Genomic DNA, 20,933 nt, shown 5'->3' with positions numbered 1-20,933 from the left:
TGGCGGTCCTTCCACTAAATCGGCAGGTGCCGGATGTACATGTGAGGCGGGCGTACGTTTGGCCCGCTACGGTCGCCGCGTTCAGGCAGCGGCGGCCGGGATGCGAGCCGAGTTACTCGGCACCGCCCTGCTCGTCCTGCTTGGCACGGAGCGCGTCCACGGTGCGGACGAGCTTCGAGGGAAGCGCCTGGAAGAGCTGAGCAGCCTGGGACTGCTTGCCCTTGAAGGCACCCGCCAGCTTGGAGAGCAGAACCTCGCGGGACTCGAGGTCCGCAAGCTTCTTGATCTCATCGGCGGACATCGCCTTGCCGTCAAGGACGCCGCCCTTGATGACGAGGGCGGGGTTGTCCTTGGCGAAGTCACGGAGACCCTTCGCCGCCTCGACCGGGTCACCGGTCACGAAGGCGACGGCCGACGAACCCGCAAAGAGGTCGTCCAGCGTCGTGATCCCGGCCTCGTTGGCCGCAATCTTGGTCAGCGTGTTCTTCGCCACACGGTACTGAGCGTTCTCACCGAGTGAACGACGCAGCTGCTGGAGCTGCGCAACGGTGAGACCGGTGTACGCGGTAACGACGGCAGCGTTGGAGTTGCGGAACTTGTCCCGCATCTCCTCGACGGCATCGACCTTGTCAGGCCTCGCCATGAGCCTCGGCCTCCTTCCGGGTGATTCGGACCGCGCGGACCCGAAGGAGGACTGGGGAAAACGAAACGCCCCGGCGCAAGCGCACGGGGCGTAGCTCGACCGGTTTCACACACGCACGAGGCGGTGGACTCCGGGAGCTTCTCCAGTGTCACCTGCGCGGGTCGTCCGCCGTTCAGCGGATCCTTCGGCCACCGCGCCCTCTGATGAGCGCGCGGTAACGACCAGCGGTCTTTGGCTTCTTCAGGAGAGTACGGGAACGGATCGCCCTCAAGCAAATCCGCCCGTACGGCTGATCAGAGCGTGGCGGTTCAGCCCTGCTCCAGCTCCTTGAACATCTCACCCAGGTCCGCGACGTCCTTGGCCGGCGGGGCCGTGACGGTGACCGGCTTGTTGTAGTCGAGGAAGGTGATGGTCATGTCGAGCGGGCCCTTGTCGGCCTGGCCCTTCATGCGGAACTGCTTGGTGTGGTCCTCGCCGTCGACCCACATGTCCATCGTGAACTTGTCGACGCCGAGCTTCTCGTACTGCTTGATGCTCTTCTCACGCTGCTTGCGCGTCTCCGCCTTGTCGTCCTTGAGCGAAGCGCGCAGGTCGGCGAGGGTGACCGTGCCCGTGTAGTGGGTGGTCTCGACGCCGTCGACCTTCTCGCTGCCGACCTTCTTCACGTCCTTGGCGCCCGTGAGGAAGGTGGACTCGGCCGCCGGGTTCTGCTCGGCCTGACTCGTGGACCCCATCTGGTCCAGGTCCTTGGCCGCGTCGGACCCGGACAGATCGAACTTCAGCCAGCGCTTGCCGTCCATCTCCTTGGCCATCTCGGCTCCCCCACCGAGGTACATGGCCTTGTCGACGAGACGGATCTCCATGGTCTCGCCGGCGCCCTGGTCGGGCGCCTTCATCTTCATGCTCATGGCGACCGTGGGCTTCAGGCGCATGGACGCCTCGCCCTCGACGCGGCCCGACTCCGGGACCGAGCCCTTCATGCGGTACTGGAGGGACGTGATGTCCTCCGTGTTCTTCGCCGCCTTGGCGACGGCCGCCGCGGGCGTCATCTCCGGCGACTGCTCGGAACCGCAGCCGACCGCACCGGCGGCGAGAAGCAGAGCGCACAGCCCGGCAGCAGGTATGGATGTCTTCATCTGATTCCCCCCAAGGAATACACGCTTGCTTCACAGCAAGGCCGCGAGCCTATCCCAGGGGGGCACAAGTGATCTATCCGAATTGACGGCGGCCTCAGGGCGTACCGGTCTGTTTTCGCATCAGGTCCTCGAAGTCCCCGGTATCGGACCGCGGCGGCCGCTCGGCCCGGACCGCCACGCCGTAGTCGGCGTAGTGGGCGGTCTGGGTCATCAGGCCCGTGGTCATCCGCGCCTTCTCGACCTTCTTGACCAGCAGGTTCCGCTCGTCGATCCAGATGTCGACGGTCTCGGTGGTGACTCCGGCCTCGGTGAGCTGCTTCCTGAGGCCGGCGTCGGCGACGTCGGCCGCCGCCACGGTGCCGGACCAGTGCGTGGCGGTACGGCCGCGGACGGTCTCCTCGCCGACCTTCCTGACGTCGCCGGAGGACAGCAGGAGCTTCACCGACTGGTTGGGCGTGGTGCCGCGCATCTGGTCGCCGAGGGGGGCACCGGAGCCGCCGGTGAGGGCTTCGAGATCCTCGTACGCGTACCGGATCCAGTGCCTGCCGCCGGCCTGCTCGGCGAACGTGTCGCCCATGCGCGCGTAGTACGCGTCGGGCAGGTAGCGGGCCTCCATCGAGGTGCTGCCGAGCCGGCGCATCGTGTCGGCCATGGTGCCGCCGGTGTACGTAATGGTGAGGACGCCGGTGAGGCCGTCGCTCCAGCCGAGAGTGCCGTCAGCGGTCATGGACATCAGGGAGCCCATGGTCGTCGTGGACTCGACCCGGGCGGACTCGGCGTGCTCGGTGGCGCGCTCGGCGGAGCGCAGGGTCGCGAGGGACCGGCGGTGCGCGGCGCGGTCCTCCTGGCCGGGGCCGTCGGAGGGGTCCGGGGAGGTGCAGGCGGCCACTCCCGTCAGCGCGGTCGCCACAGCGAGCACCAGGCCCACGCGGCGCACGGTCGTGCCCTGCATACGTCCCCCCGTTCGTTTCCGGTTCCCGCACGTTAACCCAGGCCACCGGCGTACGTACCGGAAAAGGGAACGGGCCCCGCACCTGTGAGAGGTGCGGGGCCCGTGACCGGTTGGGTGAGCCGTCAGGCTCAGACCGCGGCCGGGTCCTCCTCGACGAGGAGGTTGCGGGTGCGGTTCGGGTCGATCGGAATGCCGGGGCCCATCGTGGTGCTGATGGCGGCCTTCTTGATGTAGCGGCCCTTGGCGGCGGACGGCTTCAGACGGAGGATCTCCTCCAGCGCGGCGCCGTAGTTCTCCACCAGCTTGGTGTCGTCGAAGGACGACTTGCCGATGATGAAGTGCAGGTTCGCGTGCTTGTCGACACGGAACTCGATCTTGCCACCCTTGATCTCGGTGACGGCCTTGGCGACGTCGGGGGTGACGGTGCCGGTCTTCGGGTTCGGCATCAGACCACGCGGACCGAGCACACGGCCGAGGCGGCCGACCTTGCCCATGAGGTCCGGGGTGGCGACGACGGCGTCGAAGTCCAGACGGCCCTTCGAGACCTCGTCGATCAGTTCGTCGGAGCCGACGATGTCGGCGCCCGCGGCCTCCGCGGCCGCAGCACGGTCACCGGTCGCGAAGACCAGGACCCGGGCAGTCTTGCCGGTGCCGTGCGGCAGGTTCACGGTGCCACGGACCATCTGGTCGGCCTTGCGCGGGTCGACACCCAGGCGGAAGGCGACCTCGACGGTGCTGTCGAACTTGGTCGTGGAGGTGTCCTTGGCGAGACGGACGGCCTCGAGCGGGGCGTAGAACTTCTCCCGGTCGACCTTGGCGTCCGCAGCGCGAAGGGACTTGCTGCGCTTGCTCACTACTGCTCCTGTGGATTCTTAGGAGTCGTGGTCCGGGCCGAGCAGGCCCCGCCACTTCTGCTGATGGAGGTTGGGGCTCAGCCCTCGACCGTGACGCCCATGGAGCGGGCGGTGCCGGCGATGATCTTCTCGGCGGCGTCCAGGTCGTTGGCGTTGAGGTCGGGCATCTTGGTCGTGGCGATCTCACGGACCTGGTCACGCGTGATCTTCGCGACCTTGGTCTTGTGCGGCTCGCCGGAGCCCTTCTCGATGCCCGCGGCCTTCAGGATCATCTTCGCGGCCGGCGGCGTCTTGGTGATGAAGGTGAAGGAACGGTCCTCGTAGACCGTGATCTCCACCGGGATCACCCAGCCACGCTGCGACTCGGTCGCGGCGTTGTAGGCCTTGCAGAACTCCATGATGTTCACGCCGTGCTGACCCAGCGCGGGGCCGACCGGCGGGGCCGGGTTGGCGGCACCGGCCTGGATCTGGAGCTTGATGAGCCCCGTGACCTTCTTCTTCTTGGGAGGCATAGCTCTCCGGGTCCTTTCGATTCGGGTCCTGCCTGCGCACGGGGACCACCCGGACGCAGGCATACCGCACAACGATAACGGGTATAGATGCGCGGCTGAAAACCGCGCAGGTCAGGCAAGCGCCGGAGCGATCGCCTGACCTGCGCGGAAGCGGTGAGTCCGGAAGTTAGTTCTTCTGGATCTGGTCGAAGGAGAGCTCGACCGGCGTCTCGCGGCCGAAGATCTCGACGAGGCCCTTGACCTTCTTCGAGTCCGGGTTGATCTCGTTGATGGTCGCCTGCAGCGTGGCGAACGGGCCGTCGGTGACGGTGACCGAGTCGCCGACCTCGAAGTCCAGCACCTGGACCTCGACCTTGCGCTGCGGAGCCGGCTTACCCTCGGCCTCGGCGGCCTCGCGGGCGGCCTTCTCCTCGGCCTCGGGGGCGAGCATCTTGACGATCTCGTCCAGGGTCAACGGGTACGGGTCGTAGGCGTTGCCCACGAAGCCGGTGACACCGGGGGTGTTGCGGACGACACCCCAGGACTCGTTCGTCAGGTCCATGCGGACGAGGACGTAGCCCGGAAGCTTGTTCTGCTTGATCGTCTTGCGGTCGCCGTTCTTGATCTGGACGACCTCTTCCTGCGGCACCTCGGCCTGGAAGATGTAGTCCTCGACGTTCAGCGAGACGGCGCGCTGCTCCAGGTTGGTCTTCACGCGGTTCTCGTAGCCGGCGTACGTGTGGATGACGTACCACTCGCCGGGCAGGACCCGCAGTTCCTCGCGGAGCTTCTCGATCGGGTCGCGGTCGTCCTCGGGCTCTTCCTCGAGTTCTTCCGCGGCCTCTTCGCCGTCCTCGGTCTCCGCCTCGGCGGCGTCGTCCGCGACGGCGTCGGCAGCCTCGACCTCGGCGGAGGCCTCGGTGTCTTCGCTGTCCGCGCCCTCGACGGTGTCGAGCTCGTCCTCGACGGACTCGACCGGCTCGATGGCGTCGTTCACGTTCGGGTCAGACACGGTGGCTGCTTCTTCCTGGATACATGGGGGTGGAACATGCGAAAGGAGCGCCGGGTACCTCGGCGCTCTTCGCGGACTGCTCAGCCGAACACGTACTTGGCGGCGTTGCTGAGCCCATAGTCAATCACGGTGACCAGGCCGATCATGATGACCACGAAGATGATCACCACGGTCGTGTAGGTCGTCAGCTGGTTGCGGCTCGGCCAGACGACCTTGCGCAGCTCCGCGACGATCTGGCGGTAGAAGAGGGCAAGGCGCTTCAGCGGGCCCTTCTTGCCGCGCTTGCCGCCCTTGCGGGTCTTCTTGGACTCCGGCGCTTCGTCCTGGGCATCAGGCATGTCGATGGAGCCCACGGCGTCCGTCACTCGTCCTCACCTGATTCCGGGTCGTGGCCGTGCCGCGCCCGGTCTGAGCCGCACGGCGGTGCATTGCTGTACGTACATGCGCACACATCCTGGCGAAGGTGTGTGTAGCAGGGCCGGAGGGACTTGAACCCCCAACCGCTGGTTTTGGAGACCAGTGCTCTACCAATTGAGCTACGACCCTTTGTGTGCCACCCAACGTACCGCATCCATCCGGATGCTTGGTGTGCACCGAACGGGCGCGGCCTGCTGAAGGCCAACGAGGTGAGAGTGTACGTGCTCTGCGGCCGGTCGTCGAACAGAAAAGGGCCGCGGGAGGGCTCGTTGGCGGAAGATCGCCTCCGGAACAGGAGGCGGACTGACGTGAATCCGCTGAAGATCACCCAGGCCGCGCGGGGGATCCGCACTGTTGTTCAGGGATTTGCCCGAGGTTGTTCAGTCTGTGAAACCCCCGTGCCGCGCGCGTTTCCGGTCTGAAACGATGGGGCCCATGAGCCCTGCAACCCCTCCGACCGAGCGCCGGGTCTCCGCCCGAGTCGGCGCGATCTCCGAGTCCGCCACCCTCGCCGTGGACGCCAAGGCCAAGGCCCTGAAGGCCGCCGGGCGGCCGGTGATCGGCTTCGGCGCCGGTGAGCCCGACTTCCCGACCCCGGACTACATCGTCCAGGCCGCGATCGAGGCCTGCAAGAACCCGAAGTACCACCGCTACACGCCGGCCGGCGGCCTGCCCGAGCTGAAGGCCGCGATCGCCGCGAAGACGCTGCGCGACTCCGGCTACGAGCCCGACGTCTCGGAGATCCTGGTCACCAACGGTGGCAAGCAGGCCATCTACGAGGCCTTCGCCGCGATCCTCGACCCGGGCGACGAGGTCATCGTGCCCGCGCCGTACTGGACGACGTACCCGGAGTCGATCCGGCTGGCCGGGGGCGTCCCGGTGGAGGTCGTCGCCGACGAGACGACCGGCTACCGGGTGACCGTCGAGCAGCTGGAGGCGGCCCGTACGGAGAAGACGAAGGTCGTCCTGTTCGTCTCGCCGTCCAACCCGACCGGCGCGGTCTACAGCGAGCAGGAGACCGAGGCGATCGGCCACTGGGCCGTCGAGCACGGCCTGTGGGTGCTGACCGACGAGATCTACGAGCACCTCGTCTACGGCGACGCCTCCGCCGTGTCGCTGCCGGCGGTGCTGCCCGAGCTGCGCGACAAGTGCGTCGTGGTCAACGGTGTCGCGAAGACGTACGCGATGACCGGCTGGCGGGTCGGGTGGATCATCGGCCCGAAGGACGTCGTCAAGGCCGCGACGAACCTGCAGTCGCACGCCACGTCGAACGTGTCCAACGTCGCCCAGGCCGCCGCGCTGGCCGCGGTCTCCGGTGACCTGGACGCCGTGGCGACGATGCGTGAGGCCTTCGACCGGCGCCGCAAGACCATCGTGCGGATGCTGAACGAGATCGATGGTGTGGTGTGCCCGGAGCCGGAGGGCGCGTTCTACGCGTACCCGTCGGTGAAGGCGCTGGTCGGCAAGGAGATCCGGGGGCGGCGGCCCAAGGACACGGTCGAGCTGGCCGCGCTGATCCTGGAGGAGTCCGAGGTCGCGGTCGTACCCGGTGAGGCCTTCGGCACGCCGGGCTATCTGAGGCTGTCGTACGCGCTGGGGGACGAGGATCTGGTCGAGGGCGTGAGCCGGATCCAGAAGCTGCTGGCGGAGGCGCGGGACTGACGTCCGCTTCGCCGGTTCTGCGGCATGGGGCACATACCGAGTTCGGTATGTGCCCCATTTGTTTGTGCGAGCAAGACCACGAAAGGGGAAACGGCTACCGGGACGGCTGGGACGTACGGCAGGATCCTGGGATGGAGCGTGTACGTGATGTCTCTGAGCTGCCGAAAGCCCATCTGCACCTGCACTTCACCGGGTCGATGCGGCCCTCGACCGTGCTGGAACTGGCCGACAAGTACGGCGTCCGGCTGCCTGACGCGCTGAGTGAGGCGCTGACCAGCGGGGAACCGCCGAGCCTGCGGGCGACGGACGAACGGGGCTGGTTCCGCTTTCAGCGGCTGTACGACGCGGCGCGCTCGTGTCTGCGGGAGCCGGAGGACATCCAGCGGCTGGTGCGGGAGGCCGCGGAGGAGGATCTGCGGGACGGGTCGGGGTGGCTGGAGATCCAGGTCGACCCCACGTCGTACGCGCCGCGGCTGGGCGGGCTGATCCCGGCGCTGGAGATCATCCTGGACGCGGTGGACACGACGTCGCGGGAGACCGGGCTCGGGATGCGGGTGCTGGTCGCGGCGAACCGGATGAAGCACCCGCTGGACGCGCGGACGCTGGCGCGGCTGGCGACGCGGTACGCCGACCGGGGCGTGGTCGGGTTCGGGCTGTCGAACGACGAGCGGCGGGGGATGGCGCGGGACTTCGACCGGGCGTTCGGGATCGCGCGTGAGGCCGGGTTGCTGTCGGCGCCGCACGGGGGTGAGCTGGCGGGGCCCTCGTCGGTGCGGGACTGTCTGGACGACCTGGGGGCGAACCGGGTGGGACACGGGGTGCGGGCGGCGGAGGATCCGCGGCTGATGAAGCGGCTGGCCGACCGGCAGGTGACGTGCGAGGTGTGCCCGGCGTCGAACGTGGCGCTCGGGGTGTACGAGAAGCAGGAGGACGTGCCGCTGCGGACGTTGTTCGAGGCGGGGGTGCCGTTGGCGCTGGGCGCGGACGATCCGTTGCTGTTCGGGTCCCGGTTGGCGGCGCAGTACGAGATCGCGCGGCGGCATCACGGGTTCACGGACGCGGAGCTGGCGGAGGTGGCCCGGCAGTCGGTCCGGGGGTCGGCGGCGCCGGAGGATGTGAAGACGAAGCTGCTGGCGGGGGTGGACGACTGGCTGGCGTCGTAGGGACCTCTTCGCCGGTGAGGCGGCGGACCACGCCGAGGGGCACGCCCTGCGGTCGGACGCCGGGAGTCCGTCCTGCGGACGGCGCGGTGGGGTTCTGTCGCGCGGGCGGCGCGGGGGGCTTCTCGCCGGGCAGTTCGATGAAAGTCCCGTTGTGCGGAGGACGCGATGGGGTTTCGTCCCGCAGAGGGCGCATGAGGGGGCCCCGTCGCGCGGAGGAGGCGATAGGGGTCTCTCCCGCAAACGGCGCGACACGGGCTCCGGCCCCGGCGCGAGGGACAACGAGGCCAGGTGGGTTTCTCGGCGACGGCCGCGTGGGCGGCCGCCTCGTCGGTCGCGTCCTCCTCTCGCTTCCGGCAGCAGCGGGCACGTCGTGGCCGGCGCTCCGGCGGCCCGGGAGCCGCGGCCGTGTCGGTCAGACGCCGATACCGGCCAGGAGCGTACGGGCCAGTCTCGCGGCGAACGTGTGCGCCGGGGGCCGTTCGGCCGTCACGTCGTACGCGAAGGCCCGCTGCGCGCACGCCCCCATCAGCAGCGAGGCGGCGGCGAAGGTGTCCGCGTCGGCCCGGACCCGCCCGGCGGCCTGCTCGGCCCGCAGATACGCGTCCAGCCCCTCGATCGGCAGATGCGGCCCCTTCCCCATCTCCCGCATCGCCTCGTCATGGCGCCGCTTGAGCTGCGTCTCGGCGTACAGCGACGCCGCGATCGGAAAGCTCTGCTCGTAGAACAGGGCCGCCTGGCGGGCGATCTCGGTGAGGTTCTCTTCCACCGTGCCGCCGCCGTGCTCGGTGGCCAGGCCGTTCAGCAAGGGGGTCAGCTGCGGCAGCCGTTCCGTGAGAACGCGGATGAACAGGTCCTCCTTGCTCGCGAAGTGCTTGTAGAGCGCGGCCTCGGAACAACCCGCGGCGCGGGCGATCTCCTTCGTCGTGGCGCGGGCCAGTCCGACGGTGAGCATCAACTGGTGGGCGGCGTCCAGGACGCGCTCCCGGGCCGGCTTGGGTGCCGGTGGCTGCATGGCCGCTCTCCTGGAGTTGACGAGTGGGTGAGTACTTACTCACTGTAGGAGGCACACAGGGGTGAGTGAGTACTCACCCACCAGGTTGGGGGAGCTCGTGAAGCTGACTGTTTTCGGTGCCACCGGCGGGGTCGGACAGGAGATCGTGCGCCAGGCGCTGAGAGCCGGCCATCAGGTCACGGCCGTCGTGCGGGATCCCGCACGGCTGGAGGTGACCGGCCCGGGGCTGGACGTGGTCCGTGCGGATCTGACGGACGAAGAGACGGTGCGTCCGGCCGTGGCCGGGCGTGATGCCGTGTTGTCGGGGCTCGGCGCCCGCAGCCGCAAGGACGCCGGCATCGCGACCCGGCTGACCCGCACGGTGCTGGGCGCGATGGAGACGGAGGGGGTTCGCCGACTGCTCGTCGTCAGCGCCGCGCCGCTCGGGCCCGCGCCGGAGCAGGACGGTCCGCTCGACCGGGCCGTGCGCGGCGTCGTCTCCGCCGTGTTCAAGGACATCTATGCCGATCTGCGCGCGATGGAAGAGGAGATCGCCCGTAGTGCGACCGACTGGACGGTGGTGCGGCCGCCGCGGTTGCAGGACCGGCCCGTCACCGGGAAGTACCGGGTGGTCGTCGGCGGGTCCCCGGCCAAGGGCCGCTCCCTGGGGAGGGCCGACGTCGCGCACGCGATGCTGGCGATGACCGGCGACCCGGCCACCGTGAAGCAGGGCGTCGGCATCGCCTACTGATTCCCCTCAGAGGCTGACGCCGACCGTCACCGGCTCGTTGACGAGGGTGATGCCGAAGGCCTCGCGGACGCCGGTCACGACCTCGCGGGCCAGGGCGAGGAGATCCTCCGTCGTGGCACTCCCCCGGTTCGTGAGCGCCAGGGTGTGCTTCGTGGAGATACGGGCGGGGCCGGCGCCGTACCCCTTGGTGAAGCCCGCCTTGTCGATCAGCCAGGCCGCGGAGGTCTTGGTGTGGCCGTCGGCGGCCGGGTACGCGGGGGGTTCCACCCCGTCGCCGAGCCGCTCACGCACGCGCGCGCGGAACGTCGCGAAGTCCGTGTCCGTGAGGATCGGGTTGGTGAAGAAGGAGCCGGCCGACCAGGTGTCGTGGTCCTCGGGGTCCAGGACCATGCCCTTGCCGGCGCGCAGCTTGAGCACCGTCTCACGGGCCTGCGCGAGCGGGACGCGGTCGCCCGCTTCCACACCGAGGGCGCGGGCCGTCTCGGCGTACCGGAGAGGGGCGGAGAAACCGTCGGCGTCCTCCAGGCAGAAGCGGACGCGCAGGACCACGTAGCGCTCGGGGTCGGACTTGAAGCGGCTGTGGCGGTAGGAGAAGGCGCAGTCCTCGCTGGCCAGGGTGACCGTGTCGCCGGTGCGGCGGTCGTAGGCGACGACCTCGGTGATCGTGGAGGACACCTCCTGGCCGTACGCCCCCACGTTCTGGATGGGCGTCGCGCCCGCCGAGCCGGGGATGCCGGCCAGGCACTCGATGCCGGCCAGGCCCGCCTCGACCGTGCGGGCGACGGCGTCGGTCCAGATCTCGCCCGCGGCCAGCTCCAGCGTCGTGCCGTCGAGGAAGAAGCCCTTGGTGGCGATGACGAGGGCCGTGCCTTCGAAGCCCTTGTCGCCGATGACGAGGTTCGAGCCGCCGCCGATGAGCAGCAGCGGGGTGCCCGTCTCGTCGGCTTCGCGGACGGCGGCGATCACCTCGTCGTCCGTCGTGGCGGTGATCAGCCGGGTCGCGGGGCCGCCCAGCCGGAAGGTCGTCAGGGGGGCGAGGGGGGCGTCGTGGAGTTCCTGCACGGGCTCAAGAGTACGAGACGGTACTGACAGGGCCGGGCACACGTGCGTACGGCCCCGTTCCGCAGGGAAAAGGGGCCGCACGCGCGCGTGGTGGTCGTCAGGGCAGGCGGCGGAGTGCCTCGGACCAGGGCAGCGGGAGTTCGTCGCTGTTCACCTGCCATGTGGTGAAGGCCGAGTCCCTCATCTGCGGGGCGAGGCCCCGGGAGGCGGGGCCGTGGGCACCCGCGCGGACGAAGGCGTGGAGCGCGTCCTTGGACTCCCAGGCCGACAGGGTCCAGAAGGTCCGTTCGAGGGGCTTCGCCTTGAGGGTCGCTCCATAGGCGCCGGGGCTTTGGCGGACCTGCCGCCAGACGGCGGGCGTCCCGGCGAGGAACTTCAGGGCTCCCCACAGCGTGCGGGTCTCGAAGCGAGAGGCGAAGACGTGCACCTCGGTGTCCCGGGGCGGGGTGTTCGGGACGGTCCAGGGAAGGGTCGGCATGCCGCTTCTCCTTGTCGTAAGTCCTTCGGGGTCAGTGGGCGGCCGTCTCCAGTACCGGTGCAGGCTCGGCCGAGGCCGCCTGCCGCTCGGCGCGCCGCCGGGTCGGTATCAGCAGGGCGGCGATGCCGGCGAGGGCGACCACCGCGGAGCCCGTCACCAGGGCCGGCCGCATGCCGTCGACGAAGGTCTGGCCGGTCTCGTAACCGCCCTGGGCCGCGAAGATCGACGCCATGACGGCGATGCCGAGCGCCCCGCCCACCTCGCGCAGGGCGTTGTTGGCGCCGGAGGCGATGCCCTGCTCCGACGGCCGCACGCTGGACATCACCAGGTGCGAGGCGGGGGCGAAGAACAGCGCCATTCCGATGCCGCTGACGATCAGGGCGGGCAGCTGGGCCGCGTAGGAGGCGTCGGCCGTGGCCACCACCGCCATGTAGCCGAGGCCCAGGGCCTGCAGGAAGAGTCCCGCGGCGACGACCGGGCGGCCCCCGATGCGGTCGGCCAGGATGCCGGCGATCGGGGCGACCAGCATCGGCATGCCGGTCCAGGGCAGCATCCTGAGCCCCGCCTCGGTGGGCGAGTAGCCGAGGACGCCCTGCATGTACTGGCTGAGCAGGAAGATCGAGCCGAACATGCCGAGGAACATCAGCAGGCTCGCGGCGTTGATGCCGGCGAAGGCCCGGGAGCGGAACAGCCGCATCGGGAGCATGGGGTTCTTGGCGCGTGTGCTGTAGAGGACGAATCCGGCGAGCAGCGCGGAGCCCGCGAACAGACCCGTCAGGACGAAGGGGCCGGTCCAGCCGTCGACCGGGCCGCGGACCAGGCCGTAGACGATGCCGAAGAGGCCGCCGCTGGCGAGCAGGGTGCCGGGGATGTCGAGCGAGGCTCCGGTGCCGTGGGACTCGGCGAGGCGGAGGCGGGCGAGGGGCAGCAGGGCCAGGCCCAGCGGGACGTTCAGCCAGAAGATCCACTGCCAGGAGATGTGTTCGGTGAGGGTGCCGCCGACGAGCGGTCCGGAGGCGACGGCGAGTCCGTTGACGGCGCCCCAGATGCCGTACGCCATGCCGCGCTTGGCGGCGGGCACGGCGGCGGTCAGCAGGGTGAGCGTCAGCGGCATCATCACGGCCGCGCCGGCGCCCTGGACCGCGCGGGCGGCGATGAGGGAGTCGATGCCGGGCGCCAGGGCCGCGGCAGCGGAGGCACCGGTGAAGACGGTGAGTCCCGCGATGAAGAGCCGGCGGCGGCCGAAGCGGTCACCGAGGGCCGCGCCGAACATCAGCAGGACGGCGAAGGTGAGCGTGTAGGCGCTCACGGTCCATTCCAGGTCGTGCAGTCCTCCGCCGAGGTCCTCGCGGATGGAGGGCAGGGCGGTGGTGACGACGAGGTTGTCGAGGGCCGCCATGAATCCGGCGACGCTGGTGATGACGAGGGCCCAGGCGGCTCCCCCGCGACGTGCGGTCTGGTGTGACATCTCTCCCCCAGAGAGGTGATTCACTCGAGCAATTAGTTATTGATTACTAACTTTCGCGGACATGGAAGGGCACGGTGACGCGCCCTTCCCAGTCACGCCTCCAGCCGGCCCGTGAGCTTCGCCGACGGGTACAGCCCCTCCCAGACGCGGTGCTCGGGAGGGAAGCCCATTCCCAGCAGACAGTTGATGAGCATTCCGTACGCCAGGAAGGTCGTCGTCTCTTTGACGTCGGCACCCAGCGGCCCGTGGACGGTGTCCCACAGCCGCATCCAGCCGGCCCGGACCGATTCACCGAATTCGTGGTCGCCCTCCTGCTCGGCGGCTGCCACGGCGACGTACATCTGCATCTGCATCATCAGCCGCTCGGGCCGTTCCGCGATGACCTTGGTGTACGCGTTCGCCATGGCGTGCTGGGCCTCTTCACCCTCCAAGCCCTCGGCGGCCTCCGCGAAGGCACGGATCGACTCCTCGACGCAGCGCTGAGCCGCCGCCAGGAAGATCGCCTTCTTGCCCGGGAAGAGTCGGAAGAGGTACGGCTGCGAGACGCCGACCCGTCGGGCGATCGCCTCGGTCGAGGTGCCGTGGTAACCGCCGCGGGCGAACTCGGTCGTCGCCGCCCGGATGACGCTCTCGCGCCGCTCTTCCGCACTCATCCTGGCCATGCAACCTAAGTTAGTGCTCAATCACTAACAAAGTCAAGCGGTGGTCCGCGCGGGCCATGCGTAAGGGGCGCCCCGTAATGGAGAGCGCCCCTTACATCGCGTGCGGCCGTCTCAGGCCAGCCGCACGACCGCCCTGGACATGCCCAGCACCTTCTGCCCTGCGCTGGTCGCCGTCAGGTCCACGCGGACCGTGTTGTCGTCGAGCTTGGCGGCGACCTTGCCGGCGACCTCGATCACAGCGCCCTGGCCGTCGTTCGGGACGACGACCGGCTTGGTGAAGCGGACGCCGTACTCGACGACCGCGCCCGGGTCGCCGGTCCAGTCGGTGACCACGCGGATCGCCTCGGCCATGGTGAACATGCCGTGCGCGATGACGTCCGGCAGGCCGACCTCCTTGGCGAACTTCTCGTTCCAGTGGATCGGGTTGAAGTCGCCGGAGGCGCCCGCGTACCGGACGAGGGTCTCGCGGGTCACGGGGAAGGTCTGCGCGGGCAGTTCGGTGCCGACCTCGACGTCGGCGTAGGAGATCTTCGCGGTCATGGGGTCGCTCACGCCTCCTCGGCCGCGCGGGCCACGAGCTTGGTCCAGGCGGTCACGACGTGCTCTCCGGCCTCGTCGTGCACCTCGCCACGGATGTCCACGATGTCGTTGCCCGCGAGGGACTTGACGGCCTCGATGGTCGAGGTCACCGTGAGCCGGTCACCGGCGCGGACCGGGCGGCGATAGGCGAACTTCTGGTCGCCGTGCACCACGCGGCTGTAGTCCAGGCCGAGCTGCGGGTCCTGGACGACCTGGCCGGCGGCCTTGAAGGTGATCGCGAAGACGAAGGTCGGCGGGGCGATCACGTCGGGGTGCCCGAGTGCCTTGGCGGCCTCCGTGTCCGTGTACGCCGGGCTGGCGTCCCCGACCGCCTCGGCGAACTCGCGGATCTTCTCCCGCCCCACCTCGTAAGGCGCGGTGGGCGGGTACGTCCGCCCCACGAAGGACTGGTCGAGCGCCATGGCTCGGCACCTCCTGGTAGCTCTACTGACCGGTACGGGTCCCTCAACGACGCGAGGCCGCCCCCGATCACTCGGGAACGGCCTCGTGTACGAGCCTGTTTTTATCGCGTTTCGCGGTGCGCGGTGTGCGCATTGCAACGCGGGCAGTGCTTCTTCATCTCAAGACGATCCGGGTTGTTACGCCGGTTCTTCTTGGTGATGTAGTTCCGCTCCTTGCACTCCACGCAGGCCAGCGTGATCTTCGGGCGGACGTCGGTGGCAGCCACGTGAGTGCTCCTAAGACGAACGGATGGACTGTATTAACGCAAGAAGAGTAGCCGATCGAAGGACCGACCCCGCAATCGGCTACTGTCAGTAGCGGTGACCGGACTTGAACCGGTGACACAGCGATTATGAGCCGCTTGCTCTACCGACTGAGCTACACCGCTTTGATGTGGTCCGGGCCCCGCCTCGCGACGGGAACCAGTCACACCAGAGCCCCAAAACGGAATCGAACCGTTGACCTTCTCCTTACCATGGAGACGCTCTGCCGACTGAGCTATTGGGGCGAGCGATGAAGACATTACACGCTCGGCTGCCGTTCACCCAAATCCGTTTCGAGGCACCCGCCCCGGGCGCCCGGACCGCCCTCCCGGCAGCCTCGTGGGCGCCTCCCGTTCCATGAGCGGACCACGCCGGTACGACTATTGCGCTCCTCCCCGCCACGGGCGGGAGGCCGTCCTAGGCTCGTCTCACTCTGCGTGATCATGCGTCCTCCGCGCGGAGCCCGAGCCCCTGGAGTGCGATGCCCGACAGCCGGCCGCAGCCGCCACCGCCCCCGTCGTCCTCGCCGGGTCCGGCCGACCCGTCGTCGCTGCTGCTGTGCGGAGCACGGCTCACGGACGGCCGGACCGTGGACGTACGGCTGGGCGGCGGGCGCATCGAGGCGGTCGGCACGGCCGGCAGCCTGGGGGCGGTCGGCACGCGCGCGTGCGGGGCGCGCGTGGACCTCAGCGGCTATCTGCTGCTGCCGGCCCCGGCCGAGCCGCATGCCCACGCCGACACGGCCCTGTCGGCCGACGCCGAGGGGCCGGTCTCCTACGAGCCGCAGGACGTGCAGCGCCGGGCGACGGAGGCCGCGCTGCTCCAGCTCGGGCACGGGGCGACGGCGACACGGGCGCACGTGCGCGTGGGGGACGTCCAGGGACTGGGCGCGCTGGCGGCCGTGCTCCAGGCGCGCCGGGCGCTGCGCGGGCTGGCGGAGCTGACGACGGTGGCGATGCCCCGGGTGCTGACCGGGGTGGCCGGTGCGGACGGGCTGGCGATGCTGCGGGACGCGGTGAAGATGGGCGCCTCGGTGGTGGGCGGCCGGCCGGACCTCGACCCTGATCCGACGGGGTACGTGGAGGCGGTCCTGGAGGTGGCCTCCGAGCACGGCTGCCCCGTCGACCTGCACACGGACGCCGACGACCCGGCCCGGCTGGCCCGGCTCGCGGCGATGGCGGGCGGACTGCGCCCCGGGGTGACCCTCAGCCCGTGCGGCGACCTGGGCCGGCTGCCCTCCGAGGTGGCCTCGCGGACGGCCGGCCAACTCGCGGCGGCCGGGGTGGCGGTGGTGTGCCTGCCGCAGGGCGGTTGCGGCGGCGTCGACCGGCGCGGGGCGGCTCCGGTACGGCTGCTGCGCGCGGCCGGGGTGCGGGTGGCCGCCGGGAGCGGGGCGCTGCGGGACGTGTCCAACCCGGTGGGGCGCGGCGACCCACTGGAGGCGGCCTTCTTGCTGGCGTCGCGTTGCGGGCTGTCCCCCGAAGAGGCATACGACGCGGTGAGTTCCTCGGCACGGGCGGTGCTGGGGCTGCCCGAGGTGCGGGTGGAGGCGGGTTTCCCGGCCGAGCTGCTCGCGGTGCGCGGGGACCGGCTCGCGGGGGTGCTGTCCCTGGCGTACAGCCGGATCGTCGTGCATCAGGGGCGCGTGGTGGCGCGGACCAGCGCGGTGCGGGAGTACTGCGGTTCGGCGGCCTCGGTGGAGCTGGGGCTGCCGCGGCAGGGGCGGGGCGAAGTGCCGTAAGGCCTGCGGGGTGTGACCGACGTCGTGCGGCGGGGTGTGACCGACGTCGTGCGGCGGACGGTGCCGTCCGGGCGTACGGTCGAAGGCATGCGCATTGTCATCGCTGGTGGTCATGGTCAGATCGCGTTGCGGCTGGAGCGGCTGCTCGCCGCACGCGGGGACGAGGTGGCGGGACTCATCCGCAAGGCCGAGCAGGCCGAGGATCTGCGGCAGGCCGGTGCCGAACCGGTCGTGCTCGACCTGGAGTCGGCGTCCGTGGACGAGGTCGCGGAACGGCTCAGGGGTGCCGACGCCGCGGTCTTCGCGGCGGGCGCGGGCCCGGGCAGCGGGGTGGCCCGCAAGGACACGGTGGACAAGGCCGCGGCGGTCCTCTTCGCGGACGCGGCGGTGAAGGCGGGCGTCCGGCGCTTCGTGATCGTGTCGTCCATGGGCGCCGACCCGGGCCACCAGGGCGACGAGATCTTCGACGTGTACCTGCGCGCGAAGGGCGATGCGGACGCCTACGTGCGCGGGCTGGACGCCCTGGACTGGACGATCCTGCGCCCCGGCCAGCTCACCGACGACGCGGGCACGGGTCTCGTACGCCTGGAGGCGCGCACGGGCCGCGGCCCGATCCCGCGCGACGACGTGGCGGCCGTGCTGGCGGAGCTGGTGGACACCCCCGCGACGGCCGGGCTCACTCTGGAGCTGATCAGTGGGTCGGCGCCGGTGTCCGTGGCGGTCAAGTCGGTGGCCGGGAACTGAGGTTCGCGGCCGGCCGCATGGTCAAGTCCCCTAGAACAGGGGCAGTTGGCCAGGGAAGTCCGGGACCGTGTAGCCGTCCAGGGACGGTTGCTCCGGGCCCGGGCGGGCCTGGCGGCGGGAGCCCGGACACGAGGTGAGTTCGCCGTGCTCGCGGGCGCCGGGCGGGTCGTGGCGCGCGTACCGCCCGGCGACGACGGCGATCTCGCGGCGGCACTCGGGGCAGACTCTGCGGCGGGAGGACATGGGGCCAGTGTGCCGCGCGTGCGGCCGGGTCATGCCTCTCCCCTGCAGGGGCCGCCTTTTCGCGGAGTCCGGCAGCGAACCTCGATCCAGTTGCTCGAGGAGCCGGTGGCGTACGACGTGCTGCTGAGCGGCGCCGGCGGCCTCGCCGGTGTGGTGCGCTCCGCGGACGGCGGGACACCGGTCGCCGAGGCCGTGGTCATCGTGACGGACGTACGCGGGGAGGTGCCGGCCACCGGACGGACGCGCTGGGTGAGTTCACGGTCACCGACCTGGTGCCGGGGCCGGTGACCCTCGCGGTCAGCTCCCCCAAGCGCCGGCCGCTGGCCCGGGTCGTCGAGATCGGCGGGGGCGGAACCACCCGGGTCGACCTCGAACTGCGTCTCGGCGCGCAGGTGGGGGCACGGTGCGCGCAGGGTTGCGCCGCTGGGCGACGCGCGGGTGACGCCGAACCGGACGTGGGTCTTGCGGACTTCGGCCGTCACGGCCGCCAGCTCCTCCGGCGACGCGGCCACTTCCCTCTCGCCCAGCAGTGTCTCGACCCTGGAGGGCTCACCGGGGAAACCGACGCCGAGCAGCTTGCGCACCGTGCTGCGGGCCGGACTGCAAGCTGAAGGACGGCATCTGGTCGTCCCACTACGACGCCCGCAAGATCACCTCTGCCGCCGCCATGGACGTCGACCACATGGTGCCGCTGCCCGAGGCCTGGGACTCCGGCGCCTCCCTAGTGGACCGCCGCGCGCCACGAGGCCTACGCCAACGATCTGGAAGACCCGCGCAGCCTGGTGGCCGTCTCCGCCGCGGCCCACCGCAGCAAGGCCGACCAGGACCCGGCACAGTGGCTGCCGCCCAACACCAAGGCCACGTGCCGCTACACCGTCGAATGGACGGCCGTGAAACTCCGTTGGAGCCTCACCGCGGACACCGAGGAACGTCAGTCCCTCACCCGCCTCGCCGAGGCCTGCCCGGACGCGACCGTCACGTACACCCCGGCGCCGTAGCGGCGGCCTCCCGGCCGTGGGACGGCGTCGCCCCCTCTCGCCTGCGTCTCCGCAGATGAGAGGGGGCCGCTCGTTGGGTTCTTCCCCCCTGGCCCCGAACGTGCGCTGAGGACGTCAGCGCCGTCGGTCAACGAAAAACCCCCTCTGATCAGATAAACAACCTGATCAGAGGGGGTCTTCCCCAATGTGGCGGCGCCAGGATTCGAACCTGGGAAGGCTGAGCCGGCAGATTTACAGTCTGCCAACTTGAACGTGTTCACTACTACGCCGACCTGGCCGGACGAGGCATCCGAGACCAGCGCGGGCGTAAACCGTCCGCGCCCCGTCCGCTACGACCAAACAACCGCCACGGCGACCGGTGCATCGCTAAGCTGCTCCTGTGGTGGCTCAACTCATAGCCCTAGCAGCCGTCTTGGCCGCGATCCTCGTGCCCTTCGCCGTTGAGTGGTTCAAAGGAACCAAATGGAAGGACGAACAAAACCGGATCATCGGTATCAACGCTTGGGCGGAGCAAGTCGCCCCGCCCGGCACTCCACCCGGCTACTGCCACCTTAAGTACGTCGTCCGCAATGGGTCGAATAACGACATCACAGACATTGCAGTCGTACCGCCTGGGCGAGATAAACTTCGTTTTGTTTCGGTCGTGCACGCTGGCGGGAAGCATGAGGAAGTGGACCCGAATCTTCGAGCCCTAGATCCCACTTTTGCGGATTACCCGGTGGAACTACTGTTCACGGACAGTTGGGGAATCCTCTGGCACAAGCACCGGAAAGTGGAGCGCGTTAAGGCCCTCCACTCAAGCCCCCGAACCATTAGAGACTACACCCCCCACCACCGCAACCCTAATGGAATGAGTTCCGCTATCCGACAAGGCTCGATCATTTTCGCGGCTTGTATTGTAGCCGCAATGATCGCTTACGGCATTGCAGCCTCTAAGCCTCCAGATAGCACCACTGAAAAACCGAGCCCCGAGGCTACTGCCTCCACGAAGAAGGCGGGGTCGTGATGGAGGAACTTCTCACAACTCTGGCCGCTCTATCGGGAGGCGTGGGCGCCGCGTTCGCCTTTTTCGCCGCCGCCTACACCAGGAAGGTGAGTCGCAAGCTCGACTCCCGCTCTGTGGCAGGGCAAGTGTTTGCACACGTCAGTCGAGACACGGAGGGGCGACCCGTTCTGATCGTCGAGAATCGCAGCGACGAGTCCGTACACGACGTACATCTAGAGCTGTCCGACTTTAAAGTCTCTTTCGCCTCTCTTGAACCAGGAACTCTGCGCATCATGGTAGAAGGGGCCTCCGATGGCCCCGGAACGCCCGTCATGAAGTTCAAAGATTCTCGCGGACATAAGTGGGTCGCACTGGAATCTAGCCTGCACGCGGCCAACCCAAGGGACGACGCAGATGAGCATTCACGCATCAGTCTAACGACGAGTGCAACAGTAGCCCTAGTGTCATTGATAGTGACAATTGCAGGGGCTGCGGTGGCAATTTACATCTCTCAATTGCCTAGCCGATAGGCAGCGTAGCCATGCATTGCAATGGGCATAGTGAATAGGTTCTGTTGGATACCGCGCCATTCGAAGTTGCGCTGCCGCAAGACGTCCGCTTTGGGCTCAGTTGCCATTGCGCTACGCCCCTCCCCGACGTGTGACAGTCGTGGGAGGATTACCGGTGTGGACGGCCGACAGACAGGGAGCGGAATGTCGCAGCAGGCCAACCCTCGGGGAACCTTCCTGAAGATTGCCGACGCAGTGAAGAGGCAGATCGAGGATGACCCAAACATGACAGAACTACCGTCGCTGGCCGAACTCATGCGCGATCACAAGGTCTCCCGTGGGGTCGCCCTACGCGCATTCGGCGTGCTGCGCCAGGAGGGCGTGGCCGAACCAGTACGGGGCGAGCGGTGGCGCGTCGTACGCGCGGGGGTGCAAGTCGACCGGCGCACACTCGATCAGCGAATCGCAGAGATCATCGCGACTGAGGGACTCGAAGTAGGGGAAGCGTTCCCGAGCGCTTCCGCACTGGCCGAACGGTTCGGAGTGTCACGTCCGACCGTGACGAAGGCGCTGGAGAAGTTGGAGGTCGCCGGCGTGCTGGCGGGCGGAGGACAGGGCAAGGTGCGGACGGTCCGCGCCGTGCCGGCGCGAGAGGGGCGTTCGTAGC

Annotated in this window: 25 protein-coding genes, 4 tRNA genes and 1 pseudogene; 9 read left to right on the top strand and 21 right to left on the bottom strand. The window is 69.2% G+C overall.

What is annotated here, in order from left to right:
• Positions 1-112: 112 nt before the first annotated feature.
• The 8 genes from rplJ to CEB94_RS24215 all read right to left on the bottom strand — a co-directional run bounded on the left by rplJ (position 113) and on the right by CEB94_RS24215 (position 5,634).
• Positions 113-643, bottom strand: coding sequence for a 50S ribosomal protein L10 (rplJ, locus tag CEB94_RS24250; protein ID WP_175434217.1), 531 nt, complete (start codon positions 641-643; stop codon positions 113-115).
• Between the two features lie 308 nt (positions 644-951).
• Positions 952-1,779, bottom strand: coding sequence for an SCO4651 family lipoprotein (locus CEB94_RS24245; RefSeq protein ID WP_175434216.1), 828 nt, complete (start codon positions 1,777-1,779; stop codon positions 952-954).
• 94 nt (positions 1,780-1,873) lie between these two features.
• Positions 1,874-2,731 carry an SCO4651 family lipoprotein gene (locus CEB94_RS24240; protein ID WP_175434215.1) on the bottom strand — a complete coding sequence of 286 codons (858 nt, stop codon included), beginning with the start codon at positions 2,729-2,731 and terminating at the stop codon, positions 1,874-1,876.
• Between the two features lie 128 nt (positions 2,732-2,859).
• A complete protein-coding gene (gene rplA, locus CEB94_RS24235) occupies positions 2,860-3,585 on the bottom strand; it encodes a 50S ribosomal protein L1 (protein WP_175434214.1) in 726 nt (241 codons plus the stop codon).
• A 77-nt stretch (positions 3,586-3,662) separates the two neighbouring features.
• Positions 3,663-4,097: a 50S ribosomal protein L11 gene (rplK, locus tag CEB94_RS24230; protein ID WP_003992325.1), complete on the bottom strand. Its 435-nt coding sequence runs from the start codon at positions 4,095-4,097 to the stop codon at positions 3,663-3,665.
• Positions 4,098-4,263: 166 nt separating this feature from the next.
• Positions 4,264-5,088: a transcription termination/antitermination protein NusG gene (gene nusG / locus CEB94_RS24225; protein WP_175434213.1), complete on the bottom strand. Its 825-nt coding sequence runs from the start codon at positions 5,086-5,088 to the stop codon at positions 4,264-4,266.
• 80 nt (positions 5,089-5,168) lie between these two features.
• Positions 5,169-5,453, bottom strand: a complete 285-nt coding sequence (secE, locus tag CEB94_RS24220) for a preprotein translocase subunit SecE (protein WP_030233953.1) — start codon at positions 5,451-5,453, stop codon at positions 5,169-5,171.
• Positions 5,454-5,561: 108 nt separating this feature from the next.
• Positions 5,562-5,634: transfer RNA gene (locus CEB94_RS24215), tRNA-Trp, on the bottom strand.
• A gap of 306 nt (positions 5,635-5,940) precedes the next feature.
• Between CEB94_RS24215 and CEB94_RS24210 the strand changes: the two genes are divergently transcribed.
• On the top strand, positions 5,941-7,167 hold the full coding sequence (locus CEB94_RS24210; RefSeq protein WP_175434212.1) for a pyridoxal phosphate-dependent aminotransferase: 1,227 nt from the start codon (positions 5,941-5,943) through the stop codon (positions 7,165-7,167).
• A gap of 131 nt (positions 7,168-7,298) precedes the next feature.
• Positions 7,299-8,330: an adenosine deaminase gene (locus CEB94_RS24205; RefSeq protein WP_175434211.1), complete on the top strand. Its 1,032-nt coding sequence runs from the start codon at positions 7,299-7,301 to the stop codon at positions 8,328-8,330.
• Positions 8,331-8,742: 412 nt separating this feature from the next.
• Here the strand turns inward: CEB94_RS24205 and CEB94_RS24200 are convergent, their stop codons facing one another.
• On the bottom strand, positions 8,743-9,342 hold the full coding sequence (locus CEB94_RS24200) for a TetR/AcrR family transcriptional regulator (RefSeq protein ID WP_175434210.1): 600 nt from the start codon (positions 9,340-9,342) through the stop codon (positions 8,743-8,745).
• A 97-nt stretch (positions 9,343-9,439) separates the two neighbouring features.
• Here CEB94_RS24200 and CEB94_RS24195 point away from each other — a divergent pair, with 97 nt between their 5' ends.
• Positions 9,440-10,072 carry an NAD(P)-dependent oxidoreductase gene (locus tag CEB94_RS24195; protein ID WP_175434209.1) on the top strand — a complete coding sequence of 211 codons (633 nt, stop codon included), beginning with the start codon at positions 9,440-9,442 and terminating at the stop codon, positions 10,070-10,072.
• A 6-nt stretch (positions 10,073-10,078) separates the two neighbouring features.
• Here the strand turns inward: CEB94_RS24195 and CEB94_RS24190 are convergent, their stop codons facing one another.
• The 9 genes from CEB94_RS24190 to CEB94_RS24150 form a co-directional block, all read right to left on the bottom strand.
• A complete protein-coding gene (locus CEB94_RS24190) occupies positions 10,079-11,134 on the bottom strand; it encodes a UDP-N-acetylmuramate dehydrogenase (protein WP_175434208.1) in 1,056 nt (351 codons plus the stop codon).
• 97 nt (positions 11,135-11,231) lie between these two features.
• The gene (locus CEB94_RS24185; RefSeq protein WP_175434207.1) at positions 11,232-11,612 is read right to left on the bottom strand and encodes a DUF3291 domain-containing protein; all 381 of its coding nucleotides are present in this window, start codon (positions 11,610-11,612) and stop codon (positions 11,232-11,234) included.
• A gap of 31 nt (positions 11,613-11,643) precedes the next feature.
• A complete protein-coding gene (locus CEB94_RS24180; protein ID WP_175434206.1) occupies positions 11,644-13,080 on the bottom strand; it encodes an MFS transporter in 1,437 nt (478 codons plus the stop codon).
• 92 nt (positions 13,081-13,172) lie between these two features.
• Entirely contained in the window at positions 13,173-13,742 is a 570-nt protein-coding gene (locus tag CEB94_RS24175) for a TetR/AcrR family transcriptional regulator (RefSeq protein ID WP_175434205.1), read from the bottom strand.
• Between the two features lie 111 nt (positions 13,743-13,853).
• On the bottom strand, positions 13,854-14,282 hold the full coding sequence (locus tag CEB94_RS24170) for a MaoC family dehydratase (protein WP_175437138.1): 429 nt from the start codon (positions 14,280-14,282) through the stop codon (positions 13,854-13,856).
• Between the two features lie 8 nt (positions 14,283-14,290).
• Entirely contained in the window at positions 14,291-14,743 is a 453-nt protein-coding gene (locus CEB94_RS24165) for a MaoC family dehydratase N-terminal domain-containing protein (RefSeq protein ID WP_175434204.1), read from the bottom strand.
• A gap of 101 nt (positions 14,744-14,844) precedes the next feature.
• Positions 14,845-15,009 carry a 50S ribosomal protein L33 gene (gene rpmG, locus CEB94_RS24160; protein WP_003948671.1) on the bottom strand — a complete coding sequence of 55 codons (165 nt, stop codon included), beginning with the start codon at positions 15,007-15,009 and terminating at the stop codon, positions 14,845-14,847.
• Between the two features lie 89 nt (positions 15,010-15,098).
• Positions 15,099-15,171 (bottom strand) — tRNA-Met (locus CEB94_RS24155).
• Positions 15,172-15,218: 47 nt separating this feature from the next.
• Positions 15,219-15,291 (bottom strand) — tRNA-Thr (locus tag CEB94_RS24150).
• A gap of 236 nt (positions 15,292-15,527) precedes the next feature.
• On the opposite strand from CEB94_RS24150, the gene CEB94_RS24145 reads away from it, so the two are divergent.
• Both CEB94_RS24145 and CEB94_RS24140 read left to right on the top strand, forming a co-directional pair.
• Complete coding sequence (locus tag CEB94_RS24145) at positions 15,528-16,787, top strand: amidohydrolase family protein (RefSeq protein WP_175434203.1); 1,260 nt, start codon at positions 15,528-15,530, stop codon at positions 16,785-16,787.
• A gap of 87 nt (positions 16,788-16,874) precedes the next feature.
• Complete coding sequence (locus CEB94_RS24140; RefSeq protein WP_175434202.1) at positions 16,875-17,531, top strand: NAD(P)H-binding protein; 657 nt, start codon at positions 16,875-16,877, stop codon at positions 17,529-17,531.
• 30 nt (positions 17,532-17,561) lie between these two features.
• Here the strand turns inward: CEB94_RS24140 and CEB94_RS24135 are convergent, their stop codons facing one another.
• A complete protein-coding gene (locus CEB94_RS24135; RefSeq protein ID WP_030839769.1) occupies positions 17,562-17,774 on the bottom strand; it encodes a hypothetical protein in 213 nt (70 codons plus the stop codon).
• Between the two features lie 90 nt (positions 17,775-17,864).
• Here CEB94_RS24135 and CEB94_RS24130 point away from each other — a divergent pair, with 90 nt between their 5' ends.
• Positions 17,865-18,062 (top strand): hypothetical protein, encoded by a 198-nt coding sequence (locus CEB94_RS24130; protein WP_175434201.1) that lies wholly within the window; start codon positions 17,865-17,867, stop codon positions 18,060-18,062.
• Positions 18,063-18,214: 152 nt separating this feature from the next.
• On the opposite strand, the pseudogene CEB94_RS42490 reads toward CEB94_RS24130, so the two are convergent.
• A pseudogene (locus CEB94_RS42490) lies at positions 18,215-18,379 on the bottom strand (FAD-dependent oxidoreductase); the annotation flags it as partial.
• A 177-nt stretch (positions 18,380-18,556) separates the two neighbouring features.
• Between CEB94_RS42490 and CEB94_RS41920 the strand changes: the two are divergent.
• Positions 18,557-18,772 carry a hypothetical protein gene (locus CEB94_RS41920; RefSeq protein ID WP_342789808.1) on the top strand — a complete coding sequence of 72 codons (216 nt, stop codon included), beginning with the start codon at positions 18,557-18,559 and terminating at the stop codon, positions 18,770-18,772.
• Between the two features lie 187 nt (positions 18,773-18,959).
• Here the strand turns inward: CEB94_RS41920 and CEB94_RS24120 are convergent.
• A tRNA-Tyr gene (locus CEB94_RS24120) sits at positions 18,960-19,044 on the bottom strand.
• Between the two features lie 107 nt (positions 19,045-19,151).
• Between CEB94_RS24120 and CEB94_RS24115 the strand changes: the two genes are divergently transcribed.
• Positions 19,152-19,778, top strand: a complete 627-nt coding sequence (locus CEB94_RS24115; RefSeq protein ID WP_175434200.1) for a hypothetical protein — start codon at positions 19,152-19,154, stop codon at positions 19,776-19,778.
• Positions 19,779-20,470: 692 nt separating this feature from the next.
• On the top strand, positions 20,471-20,932 hold the full coding sequence (locus tag CEB94_RS24110; RefSeq protein ID WP_175434199.1) for a GntR family transcriptional regulator: 462 nt from the start codon (positions 20,471-20,473) through the stop codon (positions 20,930-20,932).
• The last annotated feature ends 1 nt before the right edge of the window (position 20,933 follow it).

Source organism: Streptomyces hawaiiensis, assembly GCF_004803895.1.
GTDB classification, from domain to species: Bacteria; Actinomycetota; Actinomycetes; order Streptomycetales; family Streptomycetaceae; genus Streptomyces; species Streptomyces hawaiiensis.
The sequence above is the reverse complement of the archived record's forward strand: the minus strand, read 5'-3'. Positions and strand labels throughout refer to the sequence as shown.

What these genes read in the sequence shown, in the direction of transcription:
- rplJ (WP_175434217.1), bottom strand. Translation starts at nt 643, where the DNA reads ATGGCGAGGCCTGACAAGGTCGATGCCGTCGAGGAGATGCGGGACAAG.
- CEB94_RS24245 (WP_175434216.1), bottom strand. Translation starts at nt 1,779, where the DNA reads ATGAAGACATCCATACCTGCTGCCGGGCTGTGCGCTCTGCTTCTCGCC.
- CEB94_RS24240 (WP_175434215.1), bottom strand. Translation starts at nt 2,731, where the DNA reads ATGCAGGGCACGACCGTGCGCCGCGTGGGCCTGGTGCTCGCTGTGGCG.
- rplK (WP_003992325.1), bottom strand. Translation starts at nt 4,097, where the DNA reads ATGCCTCCCAAGAAGAAGAAGGTCACGGGGCTCATCAAGCTCCAGATC.
- CEB94_RS24210 (WP_175434212.1), top strand. Translation starts at nt 5,941, where the DNA reads ATGAGCCCTGCAACCCCTCCGACCGAGCGCCGGGTCTCCGCCCGAGTC.
- CEB94_RS24205 (WP_175434211.1), top strand. Translation starts at nt 7,299, where the DNA reads ATGGAGCGTGTACGTGATGTCTCTGAGCTGCCGAAAGCCCATCTGCAC.
- CEB94_RS24200 (WP_175434210.1), bottom strand. Translation starts at nt 9,342, where the DNA reads ATGCAGCCACCGGCACCCAAGCCGGCCCGGGAGCGCGTCCTGGACGCC.
- CEB94_RS24185 (WP_175434207.1), bottom strand. Translation starts at nt 11,612, where the DNA reads ATGCCGACCCTTCCCTGGACCGTCCCGAACACCCCGCCCCGGGACACC.
- CEB94_RS24180 (WP_175434206.1), bottom strand. Translation starts at nt 13,080, where the DNA reads ATGTCACACCAGACCGCACGTCGCGGGGGAGCCGCCTGGGCCCTCGTC.
- CEB94_RS24175 (WP_175434205.1), bottom strand. Translation starts at nt 13,742, where the DNA reads ATGGCCAGGATGAGTGCGGAAGAGCGGCGCGAGAGCGTCATCCGGGCG.
- CEB94_RS24170 (WP_175437138.1), bottom strand. Translation starts at nt 14,282, where the DNA reads ATGACCGCGAAGATCTCCTACGCCGACGTCGAGGTCGGCACCGAACTG.
- CEB94_RS24165 (WP_175434204.1), bottom strand. Translation starts at nt 14,743, where the DNA reads ATGGCGCTCGACCAGTCCTTCGTGGGGCGGACGTACCCGCCCACCGCG.
- CEB94_RS24145 (WP_175434203.1), top strand. Translation starts at nt 15,528, where the DNA reads ATGCCCGACAGCCGGCCGCAGCCGCCACCGCCCCCGTCGTCCTCGCCG.
- CEB94_RS24140 (WP_175434202.1), top strand. Translation starts at nt 16,875, where the DNA reads ATGCGCATTGTCATCGCTGGTGGTCATGGTCAGATCGCGTTGCGGCTG.
- CEB94_RS24135 (WP_030839769.1), bottom strand. Translation starts at nt 17,774, where the DNA reads ATGTCCTCCCGCCGCAGAGTCTGCCCCGAGTGCCGCCGCGAGATCGCC.
- CEB94_RS24110 (WP_175434199.1), top strand. Translation starts at nt 20,471, where the DNA reads ATGTCGCAGCAGGCCAACCCTCGGGGAACCTTCCTGAAGATTGCCGAC.